This is a genomic window from Desulfohalovibrio reitneri, assembly GCF_000711295.1.
GTDB lineage: Bacteria > Desulfobacterota > Desulfovibrionia > Desulfovibrionales > Desulfovibrionaceae > Desulfohalovibrio > Desulfohalovibrio reitneri.
Window position 1 is genome coordinate 1,028,704 of the sequence record NZ_JOMJ01000003.1, and the last position, 19,885, is coordinate 1,048,588.

At 59.9% G+C, this 19,885-nt stretch carries 19 protein-coding genes; 10 read left to right on the forward strand and 9 right to left on the reverse strand.

Annotated elements, in window-relative coordinates; translation table 11 throughout:
* Positions 1 to 13: 13 nt before the first annotated feature.
* A complete protein-coding gene (gene yihA, locus N911_RS0105445; protein ID WP_029895114.1) occupies positions 14 to 610 on the reverse strand; it encodes a ribosome biogenesis GTP-binding protein YihA/YsxC in 597 nt (198 codons plus the stop codon).
* Positions 611 to 705: 95 nt separating this feature from the next.
* On the opposite strand from yihA, the gene N911_RS0105450 reads away from it, so the two are divergent.
* The 3 genes from N911_RS0105450 (at position 706) to N911_RS0105460 (ending at position 4,120) form a co-directional block, all read left to right on the forward strand.
* Positions 706 to 1,161, forward strand: a complete 456-nt coding sequence (locus N911_RS0105450) for a type II 3-dehydroquinate dehydratase (RefSeq protein ID WP_029895117.1) — start codon at positions 706 to 708, stop codon at positions 1,159 to 1,161.
* A gap of 16 nt (positions 1,162 to 1,177) precedes the next feature.
* A complete protein-coding gene (efp, locus tag N911_RS0105455; RefSeq protein WP_029895119.1) occupies positions 1,178 to 1,735 on the forward strand; it encodes an elongation factor P in 558 nt (185 codons plus the stop codon).
* 99 nt (positions 1,736 to 1,834) lie between these two features.
* Positions 1,835 to 4,120 (forward strand): DNA translocase FtsK, encoded by a 2,286-nt coding sequence (locus N911_RS0105460; RefSeq protein ID WP_029895121.1) that lies wholly within the window; start codon positions 1,835 to 1,837, stop codon positions 4,118 to 4,120.
* A gap of 6 nt (positions 4,121 to 4,126) precedes the next feature.
* Here the strand turns inward: N911_RS0105460 and N911_RS0105465 are convergent, their stop codons facing one another.
* Entirely contained in the window at positions 4,127 to 4,621 is a 495-nt protein-coding gene (locus tag N911_RS0105465; protein ID WP_161781595.1) for an L-2-amino-thiazoline-4-carboxylic acid hydrolase, read from the reverse strand.
* A 41-nt stretch (positions 4,622 to 4,662) separates the two neighbouring features.
* Between N911_RS0105465 and lolA the strand changes: the two genes are divergently transcribed.
* Complete coding sequence (lolA, locus tag N911_RS0105470) at positions 4,663 to 5,331, forward strand: outer membrane lipoprotein periplasmic chaperone LolA (RefSeq protein WP_029895124.1); 669 nt, start codon at positions 4,663 to 4,665, stop codon at positions 5,329 to 5,331.
* Here lolA and N911_RS0105475 read toward each other — a convergent pair.
* A complete protein-coding gene (locus N911_RS0105475; protein ID WP_029895127.1) occupies positions 5,306 to 6,046 on the reverse strand; it encodes a pseudouridine synthase in 741 nt (246 codons plus the stop codon). The genes lolA and N911_RS0105475 overlap by 26 nt on opposite strands.
* Entirely contained in the window at positions 6,047 to 6,664 is a 618-nt protein-coding gene (gene yedF, locus N911_RS0105480) for a sulfurtransferase-like selenium metabolism protein YedF (protein WP_029895129.1), read from the reverse strand.
* Positions 6,665 to 6,826: 162 nt separating this feature from the next.
* Between yedF and N911_RS0105485 the strand changes: the two genes are divergently transcribed.
* From N911_RS0105485 to N911_RS0105500, 4 genes are all read left to right on the forward strand, one after another.
* Entirely contained in the window at positions 6,827 to 8,623 is a 1,797-nt protein-coding gene (locus N911_RS0105485; RefSeq protein WP_035104381.1) for an ABC transporter ATP-binding protein, read from the forward strand.
* Between the two features lie 3 nt (positions 8,624 to 8,626).
* Positions 8,627 to 9,256: a lysophospholipid acyltransferase family protein gene (locus N911_RS18985; protein WP_029895133.1), complete on the forward strand. Its 630-nt coding sequence runs from the start codon at positions 8,627 to 8,629 to the stop codon at positions 9,254 to 9,256.
* A gap of 127 nt (positions 9,257 to 9,383) precedes the next feature.
* A complete protein-coding gene (locus N911_RS0105495) occupies positions 9,384 to 10,145 on the forward strand; it encodes a polysaccharide deacetylase family protein (protein ID WP_161781596.1) in 762 nt (253 codons plus the stop codon).
* Positions 10,146 to 10,147: 2 nt separating this feature from the next.
* Complete coding sequence (locus N911_RS0105500; RefSeq protein ID WP_081859056.1) at positions 10,148 to 11,032, forward strand: lysophospholipid acyltransferase family protein; 885 nt, start codon at positions 10,148 to 10,150, stop codon at positions 11,030 to 11,032.
* Here N911_RS0105500 and N911_RS0105505 read toward each other — a convergent pair.
* The 5 genes from N911_RS0105505 to N911_RS0105525 form a co-directional block, all read right to left on the reverse strand.
* The gene (locus N911_RS0105505) at positions 11,020 to 13,053 is read right to left on the reverse strand and encodes a tetratricopeptide repeat protein (RefSeq protein WP_029895137.1); all 2,034 of its coding nucleotides are present in this window, start codon (positions 13,051 to 13,053) and stop codon (positions 11,020 to 11,022) included. The genes N911_RS0105500 and N911_RS0105505 overlap by 13 nt on opposite strands.
* Positions 13,054 to 13,475: 422 nt before the next feature.
* Positions 13,476 to 14,129 carry a fructose-6-phosphate aldolase gene (gene fsa, locus N911_RS0105510; RefSeq protein ID WP_029895139.1) on the reverse strand — a complete coding sequence of 218 codons (654 nt, stop codon included), beginning with the start codon at positions 14,127 to 14,129 and terminating at the stop codon, positions 13,476 to 13,478.
* The gene (locus N911_RS0105515; RefSeq protein WP_029895140.1) at positions 14,129 to 14,413 is read right to left on the reverse strand and encodes a transcriptional regulator; all 285 of its coding nucleotides are present in this window, start codon (positions 14,411 to 14,413) and stop codon (positions 14,129 to 14,131) included. The genes fsa and N911_RS0105515 overlap by 1 nt, the downstream gene beginning before the upstream one ends.
* A 27-nt stretch (positions 14,414 to 14,440) precedes the next feature.
* On the reverse strand, positions 14,441 to 14,935 hold the full coding sequence (folK, locus tag N911_RS0105520; RefSeq protein ID WP_029895142.1) for a 2-amino-4-hydroxy-6-hydroxymethyldihydropteridine diphosphokinase: 495 nt from the start codon (positions 14,933 to 14,935) through the stop codon (positions 14,441 to 14,443).
* Positions 14,936 to 14,945: 10 nt separating this feature from the next.
* Entirely contained in the window at positions 14,946 to 16,115 is a 1,170-nt protein-coding gene (locus N911_RS0105525) for an LL-diaminopimelate aminotransferase (protein ID WP_029895144.1), read from the reverse strand.
* Positions 16,116 to 16,232: 117 nt separating this feature from the next.
* On the opposite strand from N911_RS0105525, the gene xerD reads away from it, so the two are divergent.
* On the forward strand, positions 16,233 to 17,144 hold the full coding sequence (xerD, locus tag N911_RS0105535) for a site-specific tyrosine recombinase XerD (RefSeq protein ID WP_029895146.1): 912 nt from the start codon (positions 16,233 to 16,235) through the stop codon (positions 17,142 to 17,144).
* A gap of 51 nt (positions 17,145 to 17,195) precedes the next feature.
* Positions 17,196 to 19,880 carry a CBS domain-containing protein gene (locus N911_RS0105540; RefSeq protein ID WP_029895148.1) on the forward strand — a complete coding sequence of 895 codons (2,685 nt, stop codon included), beginning with the start codon at positions 17,196 to 17,198 and terminating at the stop codon, positions 19,878 to 19,880.
* The last annotated feature ends 5 nt before the right edge of the window (positions 19,881 to 19,885 follow it).

The window sequence follows — 19,885 nt, forward strand, 5'->3', positions numbered from 1 at the left end:
AAAGAGAGGGTGATTAGGCCTCGAATTCTTCCTGCGCCAGTTCGTCCAGCACGTTCCAAAGCGTTTCCACCCCCATGCCTGTGGCCGAGGAAAAGAGCAGAGGGGGAGCCTCGGCCTGGAGAATGTCACGCCACTGGGATTGCCGCTTGGAGCGCTCCTTTTGCTTGCATTTGTCCGCCTTGGTCAGCACCGGCAGCAGGGGCAGGCCCAGGTTCAGGACGTAGGAAGTCATTTCCATGTCAAGCTTCTGTGGATCCAGCCGACAGTCCAGCAGGACAGCCACGCCGCGCAGGTTGGAGGTGGTCTCAAGGTAGGTTTCAATGAGCTTGGCCCAGGCGTTGCGGTCGGTCTTGGAGGCCTTGGCGTAGCCGTAGCCGGGAAGATCGGCCAGGAAATACCCGACGGGGTCCACGCGGTAGAAATTGAGGCTACGGGTCTTGCCTGGTGAGGAGCTGATGCGGGCGAGCTTCTTGGAGCCGCCGAGCCGGTTGATCAGCGAGGATTTGCCCACGTTGGAGCGGCCCGCCAGGGCGACTTGCGGTCCGGCGGGAAGCTTCTCCTTGAGTTGGGGCAGCGTATAGGCTGTTTCCAGCAGTTCGAGTCGGCGCATGCTTGCTTTACTGGGTGGAGGTTGTTACATGGCGGCTTGCGCGCGGCCCCGGCAATCTCTCCCGATCGGGGCGCACCAGTCAAGGGATTCCCGCTATGCATCGTTTCCTCGTGGTCAACGGACCCAATCTGGGACATTTGGGCGTCCGCCAGCCCGACATCTACGGCACCCGGTCCATGGACGACCTGCCCGGCATCCTTCGAGGCCTGCTGGGCGAACGGGCCGAAACGGTGAAGATTGAGATCTTCCAGGCCAACGGGGAAGGGGAGATCATCGATCGGCTTGAACGCGCCAGAGAAGAGGGCATCGATGGATTGGTCCTCAACGCCGGGGCGTACACGCATACTTCGTTGGCCCTGGCCGACTGCCTGGCCTGGATCGGCCTGCCCTGTGTGGAAGTCCATCTCTCCAACGTGCTGGCGCGTACCGAGGAGCCCCTGCGGCAGATTACCCTCACGGGCAAGCACTGCCTCGGAGTCGTGGCCGGATTCGGCCTGGATTCCTACGCCCTGGCCGTGGCCGCGCTGCTTCGACACATGGAACAACAATGATTTTTACGGAGGAAGGATGATTCCCACCTCGGATTTTCGCCGCGGTTTGAAGATCGAACTGGACGGCACGCCCTTCGAGATCGTCGAATTTCAGCACCACAAGCCCGGCAAGGGTGGCGCGGTCATGCGCACCAAGCTCAAGAACGTGCTCACGGGCCAGGTCATCCAGCAGACCTTCCGCTCCGGCGAGAAGGTGGGCAAGCCGGACATGCAGACCCAGGACATGCAGTTCCTCTACCGCGACGGCGAGGACCTGGTCTTCATGGACATGACCGATTACGAGCAGATGCATGTCGACCAGAAAGTGCTGGGCGACAAGGCCGGTTTTCTCAACGACGGCATGCAGGTTCAGGCCCTGCTTTACAACGGCCAGCTCATCGACGTGAATCTTCCCGCTTCGCTGGAGTTCGAGGTTGCCGAAACAGAGCCCGGCATCCAGGGCGACCGCGTCTCCGGCGCCACAAAGCCCGCCACCCTTGTGACCGGAGTTACGGTGCAGGTTCCGCTGTTTATCGAAACAGGCGAGATCATCAAGGTTGATACGCGCTCCGGCGAGTACATAGGCCGAGCCTAGCAAATCGAAACGGGCCCTCCGCGGCTGCTGCCTATGGTGCGCATCCGCAAGGCCCGATAGGAGGGCAGAACCCTGCGGGGTCGAATCCTCTTCCGCGAGATGGTCGGACTGGCCCTGTTGTTCTGGGCCGTATTCCTGGCTGTCAGCCTGCACACCTATTCGCCCTTGGACCCCAGCCTGAACAGGGCGGTGAGTCCTGGTGCGGAGGTGCACAATCTGGCCGGCCCGGTGGGTTCCTACACCGCCGGGCTGTTGGTTGATCTTTTCGGGATCGGGGCAGCCCTGGCCCCGATCCTCTTTCTCTATCTCTCCGTGCTGTGCTTCGCGCCCCGCCTGTCCATCGCCTGGTGGCGCTGGGCGGGGCTGATCCTGCTCGGCCTGTGCCTTATGACCGGAGCGGAGAGTGAAGCGCTCGGATCGGCTTTGTCCTACGGTGAAATCGGCGGCGGCGGTCTGTTGGGAGGACAGCTTTTCCAGCTTTCCCGTCTGCTGTTGCGTGGCGTGGGCGCGGCCCTGTTCTGGATTTTCCTCTTTCTGGTCGGCGTGCAACTCGCGGGTGGCGTTGTCTGGTCCTCGCTTCTCAAACGGCTGCGCGGAAAAGGGCTGGACTTCTGGCGCAAAGGCCGGGAGCGCACTGAGCGGCACACCAAGCTGCGCGATCAAAAAGCCGAGAAAAAGGCTGAGAAGAAGCGGCGCAAAGAGGAAGCCAGAGCCGCCAAGAGCGCCGAGAAGGAGGCCGCCAGAGAGCACCGGGAGGCCGAAAAGTCCTCGCGGAAAGGCGTGGAGTCTGCAGCCAATCCAGGCCATGAGGAAGATGATTTTGATCTTGACGTGAACCTGGCCGCCTTCAAGGAGCAGGCGAGCGGCCAGGATGAAGGGGAATTCTCCTTTGAGGGGGAAGAGTCCAAGAACAAACCCGCTCCAGCCAATCCCAAGAAAATCAAGGCGGCCCCGGGAGGGCTTCCCCCGCTCAACCTATTGACCTCCCATGATTCCCAGCAGTCCGGCGTCAGCCGTGATCAACTGCAGACCATGGCGGACAACCTTATCGCCTGCCTGGCTGATTTCGGCATCAAGGGCGAGGTCACGGACATCAAGCCCGGGCCGGTTGTAACCATGTTCGAGGTGAAACCAGCTCCGGGCACCAAGATCAGCCGCATCTCCAATCTGGCCGACGACCTTGCCCTGGCCATGAAGGCCCTGGCCGTGCGCATTGACGCCATTCCCGGCTCCGACGCAGTTGGGGTGGAGATCCCCAACGAAGAGCGGCAAACCGTTTTTCTCAAGGACGTGTTCGCCGCCGACTCATTCGGCAAGGCCAAGTCCAAATTGACCATGGCCCTGGGTGAGGACATCCAGGGCACCCCCTTCACCGCGGACCTGGCCAAGATGCCACACCTGCTGGTTGCGGGCGCGACAGGCGCGGGCAAAAGCGTATGCATCAACACCATACTCATGAGCTTCCTCTACAAGGCCTCGCCGGAAGAAGTGAAGCTTTTGCTGGTGGATCCCAAGCGCATTGAGTTGGCCGTATACGCCGACCTGCCGCACCTGGTGCATCCTGTGGTCACGGAGATGGGCATGGCCAAAAGCGCCCTGGAATGGGCGGTTGCCGAGATGGACCGGCGCTATCAAGCCATGGCAACCTTGGGTGTCCGCAACATTGAAGGATACAACGAAAAACTTCCAAAAGTCGACCTGGAGCAGAAGCCCGAGGCCGCCGGACTGGAGCGCATGCCGTTCCTGGTCATCGTCATCGACGAACTCGCCGACCTCATGATGACCGCGGGCAAGGAGGCGGAGATGCACATCGTCCGCCTGGCCCAGTTGGCGAGAGCCGCGGGCATCCACCTCATCCTGGCCACCCAGCGCCCCAGCGTGGATGTGGTCACGGGCCTTATCAAGGCCAACTTTCCCTCGCGCCTCTCCTTTCAGGTGACCAGCAAGCACGATTCTCGCACCATTCTGGACATGCCCGGGGCCGAACGGCTGCTGGGACGCGGCGACTCCCTGTTCAAGCCCAGCGGAGGGAAGGTGCGCCGCGTCCACGGGGCCTTTGTGGATGAAGACGAGATCGAGAAAGTGGTTTCCTTCTGGAAGGCCAGACAGCCGCAGGAATTCGCTGTGGATTTCGAGGAATGGGCCAAGGAGAATTCGGACGAGGCGGCGGAAGGCGAACCCGGTGCGCTGGACAGCGATCCCCTTTACCAGGAGGCTGTGGACTTCGTCAGCCAGCAGGGCAAGGCATCCATATCCCTCATCCAGCGGCGATTCCGCATCGGCTTCAACCGTGCCGCCCGGTTCATCGAACAAATGGAGATGGACGGCATGCTCGGCCCCCAGGAGGGAAGCAAACCCAGGCCGGTCATCAAGGGGCGGGAGTAGGGCGCTTCAATCCCAGGTGTAGCGGAACAGGCATCTGACGTTGCCGCAACTGATGGTTTCCGGTCTTTCCAGCCGCAGGCTGCTCGAGTATCCTTGGGCGAACGCCCCGTCACGGACGCAGGAAAGCTGAAAGATGAGGTCGTCCGCCAAGCCCATGGCCTTGTAGGCCTCAACGTAGCCGCATCCTGACACTTCTATCTCCAAGCGGTTTTCTTCAAGTTGTACTCGAGCAATATCCAAGGCATCTCCGGCCCGCCAAATGTCCACCACGCCGGAAAAGTGGTGCAGATTCGGGCCATCAGGCGCGGTTTCGGCAAAGGAGCGCCCCGCCTCTTCCGCTTCCTCCCTGGTCATTCGACCGATGAGGTCCAAGGCGGCCTGACGGCCGTGCTCCGCCCGGAAAATCTCGAACATTCTGGCGAATGTCTCCGCCTGGACCTTGCGTCTGACGATTTGCGGCATATCATCCATATCGTTCACTCCCCGGTTGAGCGACACCATGCCTTTCCGGGGCGTCATCCGAAAGAGGAAAAGGAGACCCCATGCGCTTCCGAAGCATAGTCCCCATAGCGCTCCTGGTTCTGTTTACCGTGAGCTGGGCCGCGCCAGTGGCGGGGGCGGAAGTGGCCAAGGCCATTCAGCAAAAGTACGAGTCTCTGGAGAGTTTCCGGGCGGACTTCAAGCAGCAGTTGAAGAACGCAGCTTCCGGTGAAATCGAGGAGCGCGAAGGCTCCATCGCCTATGAAAAACCCGGGCTCATCCGCTGGGAAACGGTTCGCCCCGAACCGGAGGTTCTCGTTGTCGGCCAAGAGGCGGTCTGGAACTATTTCCCCAAGGATGAATTGGCCATCAAGAGCCCGGTGGAACAGGTTCTCGGTTCCAAGACCATGCTGCGCTTCCTATCCGGCAAAGCGCGACTTGACGAGGATTTCTGGATTGAGGACGAGGGCAGGGAAGCTGGCCTTATCAAGCTTGGGCTGACGCCAAAGAATCCGGAACCGAGCCTGGTGCGGGCCACTGTCTGGGTTGACCCGGAAACATATTTGCTGCGCAGCATCCTGCTCATTGATTTCTACGGCAACGCCAACAAGCTGGGGCTGGACAACCTGGTTTTGGATCCGAAATTGCCCAGCGACCTGTTTTCTTTCACGCCGCCGGAAGGGGTGGAAGTCGAGGACAACACCGTCAGCCCAGGCCAACCGACTTCTTGAGCGCGGCCACCTCGCCGCCATCAAGCGAACGAATCTCGCCCGGCGGCAGCTTGCCGAGTTCCAGGGGCCCCTGAGCAACGCGTCGCAGGCGCAAAACGGCCCAGCCGAGATCATCGCACATGCGGCGAATCTGCCGGTTGACGCCCTGGCGAAGCACCAAGCGCAATTCCGTTTCGTCCCTGTCGCGTTTGACGATTTCCGCCTCGACAGGAGACAGGTCCGTTCCATCGGAAAGGCGCATGCCCTGCCGGATGGTCTGCACTCCGTGCTTGTCCACATTGCCTAGGACCCGCAATTGGTAGACTTTGGGCAGGTGGTACCGGGGGTGGGTCATGCGGTTGGTCAACTCGCCGTCATCCGTGAGCAACAGCAACCCTTCGGAGAAGAAGTCCAGGCGGCCCACTGGTACAAGCCGTCGGCCGTTCCATTTTTCCGGCAGCAGGTCCAGGACCGTGGTCCTGCCTTGCGGGTCCTTGGCCGTGGTCACGGTACGCACGGGCTTATGCAACATGAGGTAGGCATGTTCCTCCGCCGGAGAGGGCAGGAGGGCGCCGTCCACCTCGATGCGGCTGCGGGCGGGATCGACGCGGCGTCCGGGTTCTGTAACCTTTTCGCCGTCCACGTACACGCGTCCGGCGAAGACCAGTTCATCCGCCTTGCGGCGAGAGCATACTCCGGACTGGGCGATGGCTTTGTTGAGTCGGGTTGCAGCCATTTATACTTTGATGACCGAGGTCGCGTTCTGCAGGCCGGTGACAACGTCCAGCATGTTTGTGGTCTCGCCCACTTCTTTGGAGTCCAGCAGTCCGAAATGCTCCAGGCAGGTGCCGCATACCAGGGTCTTTACGCCGGAATCAGCCAGAATTTTGAGCTTATCCAGGCATTCGTGCCCCGAGCAGGCCAGTCGAACAGCACCGTTGACCAGGATGACGCGCCACAGTTCGCCGCCCATCTCCGGCAGCGTGGCCAAAAAATTGGCCATCAGCCTGGCGCCGAGCGCGTCGTCGCCGCGACCAATGGTTTCAGCGGTGATGAAAACTGCGACCCGCTTGTCAAGCTGGGTGATTTCCTCGTCACCCATCACACGGCATTCCTCGCACTCCGCCGCGGCCTGCCCGGAGCGGGCGGTAATGTGGAAGGAGCCGTCGGCGTTTTCCGTGACCTCGGCAACATATCCCCTGGAGGCGAGAAACCGGGACACGTTGTCCCTGGCCGCGGCGTTGTCCACAACAACCTGCAGTTCCATGGGAGCGTCGGTATCCAGACGTTCCTTGCAGCGCAAAACGGGTTGGGGGCAGGATAGCCCCTGGCAGTCCAGAACGATTTCAGGCATACTTTCTAGCTCTCCTTTGCAGTGATAGGCACCACATCTCGCGAGTCCGGTCAAATGCCTTTTTTCACGGTTTTGCCGGATAATCCATCGCGCGGGCCGATGGCTCCACTTGCCAAGGAGAGCCGGGAGGTTTATTCCTCCCACCGCCCATAAGGATACAACGTGAGCGACAAGAACTACCTCCAGAACATCTACCTACTCAAGCGCTGCCTCGGCTACTTCAAGCCCTACAAGTGGCGCATCGGCCTGGCCCTTATCGCCATGGGCGTGGTGGCGGCCAGCACCGGCGCGTCGGCCTATCTGGTCAAACCCGCCCTGGACGACATCTTCATCAACAAGAACACCGAGGCCCTCTACGTTCTGCCTCCGCTGTTCGTGCTGGTCATTGCCCTCAAAGGGCTGGGGCGGTTCTTCCAGAACTACCTCATGCAGTCCTGCGGCCTGGTCGTGCTGGAGAGGTTGCGCAACCAACTCTTCTCAAAGATGGTCCGGCTGCCCATCCGCTTTTTCGACGACAACCAGGTGGGCATGCTCATGTCGCGGATCATCTACGACGTGATGGCCATCCGCAACTCCATGCCTTCCATCGTCATGCTGGTGCGCCAGTTGCTGACCATGCTTTTTCTCATTGGAGTGGTGTTTTACCAGAACGCCTATCTGGCTTTCTGGGCGGTGCTTGTCCTGCCGCTCGCCCTGTACCCCTTCATCTTCTTCGGCAAAAAGTTGCGCAAGCTGGGGCGCAGAAACCAAGTCAAGCTTGCCGACATCTCCACCTTCCTGCAGGAATCGTTCAGCGGCGTTCGCGTCATCAAAGCTTTTGCCAACGAGTCCGAGGAGGAAAAGCGATTCGGCAAAGAGAACAACAGGCTCGTGGACATCTACACCCGCGAACTCGTGTACTCAGAGCTTTCCTCGCCGGTCATGGAGCTGGTCGGCGCGTTGGGCATCGGCCTGGTTATCTTCTACGGCGGCTTCCAGGTCATCGAGGGCGAGTCCACCCCCGGCACCTTCTTCTCTTTCTGTGCCGGCCTGCTCATGCTCTACGATCCCATCAAGAAGATGAACGACGCCAACAAGAACATCCAGAAGGCCCTGGCTGGAGGGGAGCGGGTGTTCGAGATTCTGGACGCCGAGGAAATCCAAGAAGAGCGGGAAGGAGAGGCTGAATTTCAAGGACCGCTTGAAGACCTCACCTTCGACAGCGTCACCTTTTCCTACCCCGATTCCGAAGCTCCGGCCCTGGATCAAGTGGACCTGCGGGTCAAGTCCGGAGAGCGCATCGCCATCGTCGGCCCCTCGGGTTCCGGCAAAACCACGCTGGTCAACCTCATACCGCGTTTCTTCCTGCCCGACTCCGGCCACATCCTGCTCAATGGCCGCGAACTGGACGACTACACCCTCAAATCCCTGCGTCTGAACATCGGGATGGTTTCTCAGGATCCTTTCCTCTTTAATATCTCCATTGCCGACAACATCGGCTACGGCCTGGAAGGGGTGGATCAGGGCAAGATCGAGGAAGCCGCCCGCATGGCCTTCGCCCATGAGTTTATCACCAACTTGCCGCAGGGATACAACACGGTTATCGGTGAGCGGGGGGTGAAACTCTCCGGCGGCCAGAAACAACGGCTGACAATAGCCCGGGCCTTGCTCAAGAACCCGCCGCTCCTCATTCTGGACGAGGCCACCAGCGCCCTGGACACGGAATCGGAGCGCATCGTGCAGAAGGCTCTGGAAAACCTCATGCAAGACCGCACCTCCATCGTCATCGCCCACCGCCTTTCCACGGTGCTGGGCGCGGACCGCATCGTGGTCATGCAGCGGGGACGGGTTTTGGCGGAAGGAACGCACGGCGACCTGCTTTCCACCTGCCCCCTCTACGCCAAGCTCTACCACATGCAGTTCTCCGAATCCGGCGAATGGGAACTCGCGGCGGAAGAGGACAAGAAAGCGGGAGAGTAGGGGGTGCGTCTCGACCCACGCCTGATTGGCGGACCACTCCATTTGGCTTATCGAGCTTGGTGCGCCAGCCTGCGTTTTCGGGAGGAAGGCTTTCAACCCACTCGCGAGTTCATTGAATCAGGCGGTAAAACGGTATTCGCTTTCTGGCACGATGAATTGTTTCCCATCCCCTATTATGGATTACAGCTTGACCTGCCATGCGTCGCTGTTGTCTCGCGGAGTCAAGACGGTGAATTTCTGAGCCAGGTGCTCCATCGTCTGGGGGTTGAAACGGCTCGGGGGTCGAGCCACCGAGGCGGCTTGGCCGCCCTGCGTGAAGCGGCCAGGCTCATGGACCAGGGACGCCACGCCACCATCACGGTGGATGGACCCAAAGGGCCTCGTCACCAAGCCAAGGAAGGAGCGGTCTACCTAGCCCACCGGGCCGGCGCGCGCATAACCCCGTTGCGGGTACGTTTCTCCCGAAGATACATCTTCCACAAGGCATGGGATCGTTTTCAGCTTCCTTGGCCCGGCAGCAGGGTGGATTTCCGCTTCGGCCTTCCCTACGCCGTGGAGATGGACAGGCTCGACGCTTCGACGCTCAAGCGGGAAACCAGCCGACTGGAGGAGAACCTTGCCGCTCTGGCCTGACGCATCGCCCCAGGTGCCGGTGCTTTGCTACCACACCGTCGGCGGCAACGGCGTGCCGATCGAACTATTTCAAGCGCAGATGACTTGGCTTGCCAAACGCGGGACACGTACTCTGGGATGCCGGGACTTGCAGCAGGTCGTTTGGAAGGGCAGGAAAATTAATTCTCCGGCAGTAATGCTAACCTTTGATGACGGTTTTCGTGACCTGCTGACTATTGTCGCCCCCATTCTTAGGAAGTACGGATTCAAGGCCCTGGTTTTCGCCGCCCCGAACCTTCTGCGCGCGGAAGGGGAGGAGGGAACCGCCGGGGAAATCGACTCCAACCGGGCTTTCGAGGCTTTCATGGAAAACGGCGACCGTTCGGCTTGGCTCTCCGCCAGGGAACTGCGCGCATTGGCGGGCGAAGGCCTCATCGAGGTCGGCTCCCACTCCCTCTCCCATGCCAAGGCCCCTGTATCAGCTGAACACGATGTGACGGACTTGCGCCATTGGAGTTACCACCCCTTTAGGGCTTTCGGTCGCGCCCCGGATCTGCGACCAGAGTTGGCCGGACCGGTTCACCTCGCCTCCTTGGGTCGCCTGGAGCAGGAAAATGAATTTAAAGCGCGGGTTGAAGAAAACCTGCGGAAGAGCCGCGAAATATTGTCTGAAGTCTCCGGGCACACTGTCTCCTCGTTTGCCTGGCCGTGGGGGGAGGAACCTGAGGAAGGCGCGGAACTGGTTGCCAAATCCGGCTACGAACTTGGTTTCACTCTGCGTCGCGGTTCCTGCCGCCGAAGTGACGCCCCCCATTCATTGCCACGGCGAGAAGTGAAGCGCCGCAAGGGTCTGCAGTGGTTCAAGCGCGAGGTCGATACACCCTGGTGGCGCGGATTGGCCGGGAGATGAGCGTGAAGGATTTGGCGTACGAACTTCTGGCCTTTGCCGGACGCCGCCAGTCCCTTGAGCGGCTGCACAGCCTTGGCGACGTGCTGGGCCGAGTCATGTGGTTTGGGCTCCCCACGCGACGGAAATTGGCAACCCGATCCGCCACCCTGCATTTGAGCCTGCCCAAGCAAGAAGCCGAAAAGGTGGCCAGGGCCAGCTTCGGCCATGCCGCGCGCTCCTTTTGCGAGATCATGGCCGCTGGCACGGCGGATTGGCGTTTTTTGAGCGAACGGGTACGGGTGGCGGAGCCCGAGCTGCTACGTTTGGCCAAGACCACTGACAGGCCGGTGTTGTTCGCCACCGGACATCTTGGCGCGTGGGAATTGCAAAGCTCCATCTTCAACCATTTTCAGGGCAAAGAGCATAATGTTGTGGTTCGGCGGTCCAAGGACCAAGCCATGAACATGGCCATGCACCGGCTTCGGAGCCGTCCCGGCCTCTCGGTGTTGCCGCACCGCAACGCCGTGCGTCCTGTGCTTCGTTCCTTCCGCAAAGGCGGCATGTGCGCCATGTTGGTTGACCACAACTGCACCCGCGACGAGGCCTTGTTCCTGCCGTTTCTGGGCATGTCGGCCGCGGTCAACTTCGGTCCGGCCCTGCTGGCTGTACGCGGTGACGCGCTGGTCATGCCCAGCGCCCTGGTTCGGGAAGGGGATGGCTACGTCCAGCGCTTCCTGGAACCGCTGGACACGCGGGAACTCCAAGGAGACCGACAAGAGCGGATAAGTCAGACCGCCTCTTTCTACACCCGGGCGGTGGAAAGCTTGGTGCGCCAGTACCCGCGGCAGTGGTTCTGGATGCACCGGCGCTGGAAAACCCGTCCTCCGGAAGAGGGTCAGAAAGGGTAGGCCCAGACCTGGCCATCCTCCGATTTGCGTCTCGCCTCGACCTGCTCCAGCCGTTGCTGCGCGGCCTCTTTCTGTGATTCGCGGTCCGCCGCTTTGATAACCGTGCCCAGCAATCGCTTGGCTGTCTCGTATTCCCCCTCCGTCTCCATGATGAGAGCCGCCCGGTAGAGGGCTGTCACGGCCCAGATGTTCTGTCCGGGATACTTCCAGCCCACACGCAGGTACCGCTCCAGGGCGGATTGACGCCTTCCCTGCGCTTCAGCGCCCTCTGCCATCCAGAACAAGGTTTCTGCCTGTTCCGCATCATTCAGCCTTTCTCGTTCGGCCCACAAATCATCCAGGACGCTCTGCGCCCACTCGTAACGTCCCTGACGCTGGGCCAACAGGGCCAGCTTGAGCCGCTTCACCGGTTCCAAACGGCCGGAGTCCATTTCCATAAGCCGCATGTAGGTTTCCAGCCCCTCCTTATTTCTGCCCAATTGGACCTGGAGCGCGGCCTTGGCCTGCAAATAGTCGGTCCTGGCTTCACCGGAGAGCTTGGCTTCATCCACTCGGGAGAGATAAAAGCCGGAAACCTGAAAGGCCCCCGCGTTACCAGCTTCTTCGGCCAGGTGGAGGAGGGCTTCCGAGCCGAGACGGGAAGTGGGGAAGAGGTAGCCGATTCGCTTGGCTAGTTCGATGGAGTTGTTGTCAGCCCAGGCCGCGCGGAGACTCGCAATGAGCAGGAGCTGATCGAGAGGGTGGGATGCGGAGCGGGATTGCAGATCCTCGTTGGAAAGCACGCTCCAAAAGGGGACATTGGCTTTGGGAAATACTCGCATGCCGGCGGATTCAGCCAGTATGGCGGTTAATCTGGCACCTGTCGTCCGTTCATCCTCCGTGCCGGTGAAGAAGCGCTCGGGATGCATGCCCAGTCCAATCACGGCGGCTACTTTGAGGGAGCGGGGAAGCTTTTCCAATTCGTAGGAGTCAAGATCGGGCAGGCGGACATTGCCAAGCTGGAAGGCCAGGGCAAGATCGACGTGGCGAAGCTTCTCAGCCATGACTTCGGAAAGAAGAGTGGATTCGAGTTCCTTCCCCACAAGTTCCCTGGCAGTGTCGGGTTCCAAGTCGGCTATACGGGACATGAAGCCTGACCAGGATGAGGACTGCGGAGCCTCAACCACCCAGTCGGCAGGATCATAGGGGCCAAGCTCGCTGAAATAACCTTCCCAGAACGAGGCGGGCTTGAGGAGGCCTTGTTGGCGGAAGGCGAGTCCGTCACCCGGTGTTTGCCCTGTGTGCAACAGGGTTATGAACGCCTCCCAGAAGCGGGAAACATGGGAGTTTGAAAGCTTGGTCAAAAGGCTGTCGGCTGATTGCCAGTTGCCCAAGGCGACCGCAGCCAGACAGCGTACGAGGGTCCTCCGATCCGATTCGGACACGAATTCGGTTGAAGCGTCTATAGGCACCGAGGAACCGGACGCCTTGAGAGCATCTTCCGCGGGGGTCCAGAAATCGGACTGTGGCCAAATGCGCCGTCCCTGGGCCATGGTCACACCAAGAAGGGAACGCTGAGAGCGGGCGACGTCCTGATCTCCAGAGACACTCATGCGCCAGAACCACACACGCCAGACGTCCTTCCAAACGTCTTGGACGTTCTCTTGGCGCAGTTTCTTCAAGTCGTCTTCGGAAGGCATGGGGCCCAGAGCCCGGGAGAAGGCGAATACGGCGTTGTCGAGTCTGCCTGACTTGCGGGCGGCTTGGCCGATGAGCCAAAGCCGTGTTTTCTCAAGTTGCTCATCCCGAAATGTCGCGTTTCCACGAAGCAGAGAGTGGGCTTCTTCAGCCCGACCCGAGTTGAGTTGAGCACGAGCACGGCGAAGGATGACTTCCGGAGTCTGTTCCCGTTGACCGAGTTCACGGGCCATGACGTCGTAGGCTTTGTATGTTTCGAGCCAAGCGGCGAAATCCTTGTCCTGAGCCGCCGTGACCTGGGCCAGCAACAGGACGATGCCGCACGCGGCGAGAAGTCGGGGCACGATATGTTCCTCCTTTCTTGGCAAGAGAATTCAATAGCAGTCTCGTATTCAGCAAGGCAAGAAGGTTGGTGCCAACGGAATTGAGGGAAGGAAGTTGCCGGGAGAGCGAATGCGATGGACGCCACTGGCAGCCAGCCATCCGGAGTCAAGGGCGTTTATGAAGGAAGCTCTCCACTCTTAAAGTTTACATAATTTACATTATGAGACTTACGAAAAGCCATGTGACAACCGGGGCTGTCCAGTCCTAAATAATATTTAAAAACAGAGTGTTGACAAAATAAATGTCTACCTTGATTGATTTGATGATCAATATGAAGTTTGATTTGACATTAATTTGTATTACATTCACCGTGCAAAAAAACCGGGGAATAAAAGCCCCGGTTCTTCCGTTGGAAAGCTTTCGCTCTTTTCCGGTCACTCAGTCAGCCTCTCTCGCCGAAAGCTTTCTCCCAATCTTCGTCAAACTGTTTAATACCGAGATCAGTCATGGGGTGCTCCGCTAATTGGAACAACACCCTGTACGGGATGGTGGCCACGTCCGCTCCGGCCAAAGCCGCCTCGATGATATGCATGGGATGGCGCACGGAAGCCACTAGTACTTCCGTTTCGAAGCCGTAGTTGTCGTAGATGGTCACGATCTGCTCCACCACGTCCATACCACGCTGCGACAGCCCATCCAGGCGGCCGATGAACAGACTGATGTAGGTTGCTCCGGCCTTCGCGGCCAAAAGGGCCTGAGCCGGGGAAAAAGCCACGGTAACATTGGTTTTGACGCCCATTTCGCTCAACTGCCGGACAGCCTTCATTCCCTCCATGAGCATTGGAATCTTGATGACCACGTTGGAGCCGTATTTGACCAGTTCCTTGGCTTCCTCAACCATGCCCCCGGCGTTGCTGGAGACCACCTCAAGGCTGACCGGCCCGTCAACTTCCTCGCAGATGGCCCGCATCTGGTCGCGCCAATCCCCGCCTTCCCGAGATAAAAGGGTGGGGTTCGTGGTCACGCCATCGATAAGGCCATATTCCTTGGCCTGCCTGATCTCCTCCAGGTTCGCCGTATCAATGAAGAAGCGCATTATTCCCCGACCTTCTTATTCCCGGTGGAACTGGCCTCAATCTGCTCGAGAAAACGGTCACGACATTCAAAACTACAAAATGTATGCACTTTCTCCCCCTGACGGACGCGGATGTCAGAGTCGACGGGCACATAGGTGCCGCAAACGGGGTCTTTCACCATTTCCCCGGAAGAGGCCATCTGGCGGGTTTCCTTCTCCTTCTTCTCCTCCTTCTTCTTTTTGTCGCCGGTAAAGAGGCGGTACAGGACGAAGGCGGCAGCGATAAATATGAGAAACTTCAGCATGGGATCTCCTGTGGACCGGGTTTACGATCAGGTTTGGTAGATTCGCCGTCCTTGCCGTTGAAAGTCAAGCCTGGCCAGCAATGCGGCAGCGCTTTCACCGTCAGGAAGAAGAATGTCCGGTGCTATTTCCACCAGGGGAATGAGAACAAAGGCCCGCTCATGCAAGCGGGGATGGGGAACTTCTAGCTCGGGAGTAGCTATGACGTCCTGCCTGTAGAGTAGCAGGTCCACGTCGATGAGACGAGGGCCGAACCGCCTCCCTTCCTCTCTTCCCATGACCCGCTCGACGGATTTGGCCAGGGTGAGGAGGTCGAGCGACGAGAGTTTCGTTTCGACCCGCAAGACCTGGTTGGCGAACCAGGGTTGGTCGCGGACAAGCTGCGGTTGGGTGCGGTAAATTGATGAGGCGTTGACCAAAACAACACCGGGCGCGGAAGCAAGCAGCTCCCGCGCCCGGTGCAGATTGGCTTCAGGATCGCCGATGTTGGAGCCCAGTCCGAGGTAGGCGGTTACGGACTCCACAGTGGTGCGCCTAGAGGTTTTCCACCAGGCGGGAAACGGCTTCGTCGAGCCGCTGGCCGCCCACTGTCAAGGCGATGCGGAAGTACCCCTCGCCCGGCTGGCCGAATCCCACGCCCGGCGTGACCACAACACCAGTGCGCTGCAGAATTTCCTTGCAGAACTCGGTGGAAGGGGCGCCACCGGGAACCTTGGCCCATACGTAAAAGCTGGCCTTGGGCTCCTCGCACTCAATGCCCGCCTTGCGCAGGCCGGCGACAACGGTGTCGCGGCGGTCCTTGTAGACCTTGCGGAACTGTTCGGCATAGTGGTCGCCCTTCTTCAGCGCCTCCACCCCCGCTTCCTGCACGGCCTGGAAGATGCCGGAGTCCACATTGGTTTTAATCTTGCCCAGTCCCTCAACCAGCTTTGCGTTGCCCACGGCCATGCCGATTCGCCACCCGGTCATGTTGTAGGTCTTGGAAAGGGAGTGGAACTCGATGGCCACTTCCTTGGCGCCGGGCGTCTGGAGAATGGACAGCGGCTTGTCCTTCTCATCGAAGTACAACTCGGTGTAGGCCGCGTCGGAAGCAATGATGGTCTCGAACTCCCGCGCCTTTTCCACCAGCCGGGCGTAGAAGTCCTCGGTGGCCACGGCGGCGGTGGGGTTGTTGGGATAGTTGATGAAGATCATTTTGGCCCGGCGCCAAGTGTCGTCGCCGATGGCTTCGAGATCGGGAAGGTAGTCGTTTTCCTTAAGCAGGGGAACGAACTGCACTTCCCCGCCGGCGAAATCGACTGCGGTGGGGTATACGGGGTAGTTGGGCGTGCAGACCAGAGCCAGGTCGCCGGGATTGAGGAACGCCAGCGGGAAGTGGGCGATCCCTTCCTTGGACCCGATCAGGCTCACGACCTCGCTTTCCCAGTCCAGGTCAACGTCAAATCGTCCCTTGTACCACTCCGCCACGGCCTGCCGGAAAACGGGCAGGCCGATGTAGGAGGGATACTGGTGGTTGGCGGGCTTTTTGGCGGCTTTGTACAAAGCCTCGATGATGAAATCCGGAGTGGGCATGTCCGGGTCGCCGATCCCCAGGGAAATGATGTCTACTCCCCTGGCCTGCACTTCCGCCTTGGCCTCGTCGATGGCCGCGAAAAGATAGGGTGGCAGCTTGGTAAGCCTATCGGCAAAAGGAAATTCTGGCATTCTGTTCTCCTTGCATCTTGGAGCGAATCGGGATTGTGGAACGAGAGGTGTAATTGCCCTCCATCCCCCTGTCAAACACGCTTGCGCGCCCCTGCGCCTTGGAGGTAGACCGGGTCCATGACAGAAGCCGAAACCTCCGCCGTCGGAAACCACCCCTGGATCGACCGCTATCTCGAATATCTCGTGGTGGAAAAGGGTCTGGCGGAGCATAGCCTTCAGGCATACACCAGGGATATTTACTCGCTGTATTCCTTTCTCACCAAGCGCGGCGGCTCTCTTGAGTCGGTCAACGGCCAGACGCTCCTTCTCTATCTGGGGGAACTCCGCGCCAGGGAGTTGGGCAGTCGCTCCATCGCCCGCCACCTTTCCTCCCTTCGCGGCTTTTTCTCGTTTGCCGCTGATGAGGGGTGGCTGCACAGCGACCCGGCGGAACTGCTCTCAAATCCCAAGCTCCCTCACAGCTTGCCGGAATTTCTCACCGTTGAGGAAATGGACGCCCTGCTCGCCCAGCCCGACCAGACTCAAAAACTGGGACTTCGGGACAGGGCGATGCTGGAACTGCTCTACGCCGCAGGGCTGCGGGTATCCGAACTCATATCCCTGAAGCCCATTGATTTTGACGCCCAGGCCGGCTTGCTGCGGATATTCGGCAAAGGAGCCAAGGAGCGGCTGGTACCGCTCTACCAGGAGGCACAGGACGTGCTGGGTACCTATCTCGCGTCTTGGCGGGGTCTTTTCGGGCCCAAGGATCAAGAGATTTTCCTCAACCGCTCCGGCCGCAAGCTCAGCCGCCAGGGTGTCTGGAAGCTGGTCAAACGGTATGCCGCACAGGCGGGCATAAAGCGAGAGATATCCCCCCATACCCTGCGTCACAGTTTCGCGACCCACCTGCTGGACGGCGGCGCCGACCTGCGTACGGTGCAGGTTCTGCTTGGTCACGCGGATGTGGCTGCCACGGAAATATACACCCATGTGCAGTCCGTCAGGCTGGCGGCCATTCATCACAGGTTTCATCCACGCTCAGGGTGATGGTACCCGGCTTCCTAGGAAAATAAGAAAAAAGAAAGTAGACTCGCTAGGATGGGCAAACAACGCGGCCGCAGACATTCCCGGCGCATCCAGGCCGAAACCATCATTACCGGACACACCAACGCGGACTTCGACTGCCTCGCCGGCATCGTGGCCGCTGGTCGGCTCTACCCGGGCGCGGTGCTGGTGTTTCCCGGCTCGCAGGAAAAGACGCTGCGCAATTTCTACCTGCAAAGCGCCTTCTACATGTTCAATTTCGTTCCGGCCAAGGACATTGACCCGGACTCCGTGAAACGCCTTGTCGCGGTTGACACGCGGCAGCGGTCCCGCCTGCCACACATCTCGGAGGTCCTGAACAAACCCGACCTCGACATCCACTTGTACGACCATCACCCTGACTCCGACGAAGACCTTAAAGGATCACTTGAAGTGGTCGAGAGCTGGGGGTCGTCCGCGGCAATCATTACTCTTCGCATCAAGGAAACCGGCGGCGACCTGACTCCGGAGGAGGCCACTGTCATCGGCCTTGGACTGTACGAGGACACCGGCACCCTGACCTTCAACTCCACCACGGAAAACGACCTCCTGGCCGCGGCATGGCTTCGCTCCAAGGGCATGGATCTGGGCGTCATCTCCGATCTGTTGTCCCGCGACCTGACCGCTGAGCAAGTGCGTTTGCTCAATATGCTTCTGGACAACGCCCAAACCCACGACATCAACGGCATGGAGGTGGTGCTTGCGGAGGCGGATTCCGCGGAATACGTAGGCGATTTCGCCCTGCTGGCCCACAAAATGATGGAGATGGAGCACATCCGCGTACTTTTCGCCATGGGCCGCATGAAAGACCGGATCACAGTGGTGGCCCGTTCCCGCTCCGCGGACGTGGACGTGGGCAGGATTTGCGAGTCCCTTGGCGGCGGAGGGCATCCCTACGCCGCGTCCGCCTCCATCAAAAACAAGACTCTGCACGAGGTGCGGGAAGAACTGTTCGCCCTCCTCTACTCCGAGATCAATCCGGAAGTGCGGCTGGCCGCCATCATGTCCTCTCCCCCCGTGACCATACTCCGCACCTCAACCATCGCCGAGGCTTCCGAAATCATGGTGCGTTACGGCCTCAAGGCGCTTCCAGTGCTGGACAGGGAGGACGGAGAGGTTGTCGGCCTCATCGAACACGAAGTGGCGGACAAAGCCCTTTCCCACCACTTGGGAGAAGTCCAGGTGCGGGAATACATGGGCCGTGACCTGATCATGCTGCCACCCGAAACCGATCTATACAGGGCCATGGAGCTCATTCTCGCCCAGCGCCAGCGGCTGGTGCCGGTTGTGGACGATGGCTCTCTCGTCGGTGTGGTTACACGCACGGACCTCATCAACATCCTCGTTGAGGAGCCCGCCCGCATTCCGGAAAAACTTATTCCCGAGCGCAAGCGGGAGAGAAGCATCAACGGGGTGCTTCGCGACAGACTGCCAGAGGAGGTGCAGCAACTGCTTCGATTGGCCGGTGAAATGGGCGAGGGAATGGGCTACCAGACCTACGTGGTCGGAGGCTTTGTGCGCGATCTGCTGCTGGGCAAGCCTAACTTCGACGTGGACCTGGTGGTCGAAGGAGACGGCATTATTTTCGCCCGACGCCTGGCCGCGGAACTTGGCGGCCGGGTCAAGGCGCACCAAAAGTTCAAAACGGCCGTGGTCATCCTGCCCGACGGCCGGCACGTGGACGTGGCAACAGCCCGGTTGGAATACTACGAATACCCGGCCGCGCTGCCCACTGTGCAGCTTTCATCCATCAAAATGGATTTGTACCGCCGCGACTTCACCGTCAACGCCCTTGCTGTACGGATCAATCCGGAGTCCTACGGCAAGCTGGTGGACTTCTTTGGCGCGCAACGCGACCTCAAGGACAAGGTGATACGGGTGCTCCACTCCCTCTCCTTTGTGGAGGACCCCACGCGCATACTCCGGGCCGTCCGCTTCGAGCAGCGCTTCGGGTTCACCATGGGCGGGCAGACGGAGCGCCTCATCAAAAGCGCCGTCAATATGCAATTCTTCCAGAAGCTTTCTGGTTCGCGTATTTTCAACGAACTCAAGCTGATCTTCAAGGAGCGGCGAGCCAAGGCGAGCATCCTGCGCATGGAGGAACTGGGGCTGTGGGGGCAATTGCATCCTGATTTGCGCGTCACCCCGAAAATGCGGGAAATGCTCGACAGCTTGGAAGAGGTGCTTGACTGGCGTCGGTTGCTTTACCTTGCCGAGCCCGAGCCGGAACCCTGGAAGGCATGGCTGTTGTGCCTAGTGCGCGACCTGGACGCGGATGGTGTGGATGCCCTGGTGGAGCGTCTCAGCTTTTCCAAGCGTGATCGCAAGGAGTTTTCCGACCTTCGCGCCGCGGTCAATGAAGCCTTTCATGCCATATCCCGCTGGATCGGCAAGGAAGGCCCCCTCTCCGAATTGTATTTCCTGCTTGAAAAAGTTCCCGAGGAAGGGGTTCTCTACCTCATGGCCCGCTCCACACGGGAGGAAATACGCAAGGGTATTTCCCTGTATCTTTCCAGACTCCGGGAAGAGGGACTGGACATTGACGGCGAGGACCTCAAACAGCTCGGCGTCCCTCCCGGCCCCCGGCTGGGTGAGATTCTGCGGCTCGTGCAGGCGGCCAAGGTGGACGGCCGGGCGGATTGCCGCGAAGAACAGCTTTCCCTGGCCAGGCGTCTGGTCTCGGGAGTGGAGGCCGGTTGAGCCCG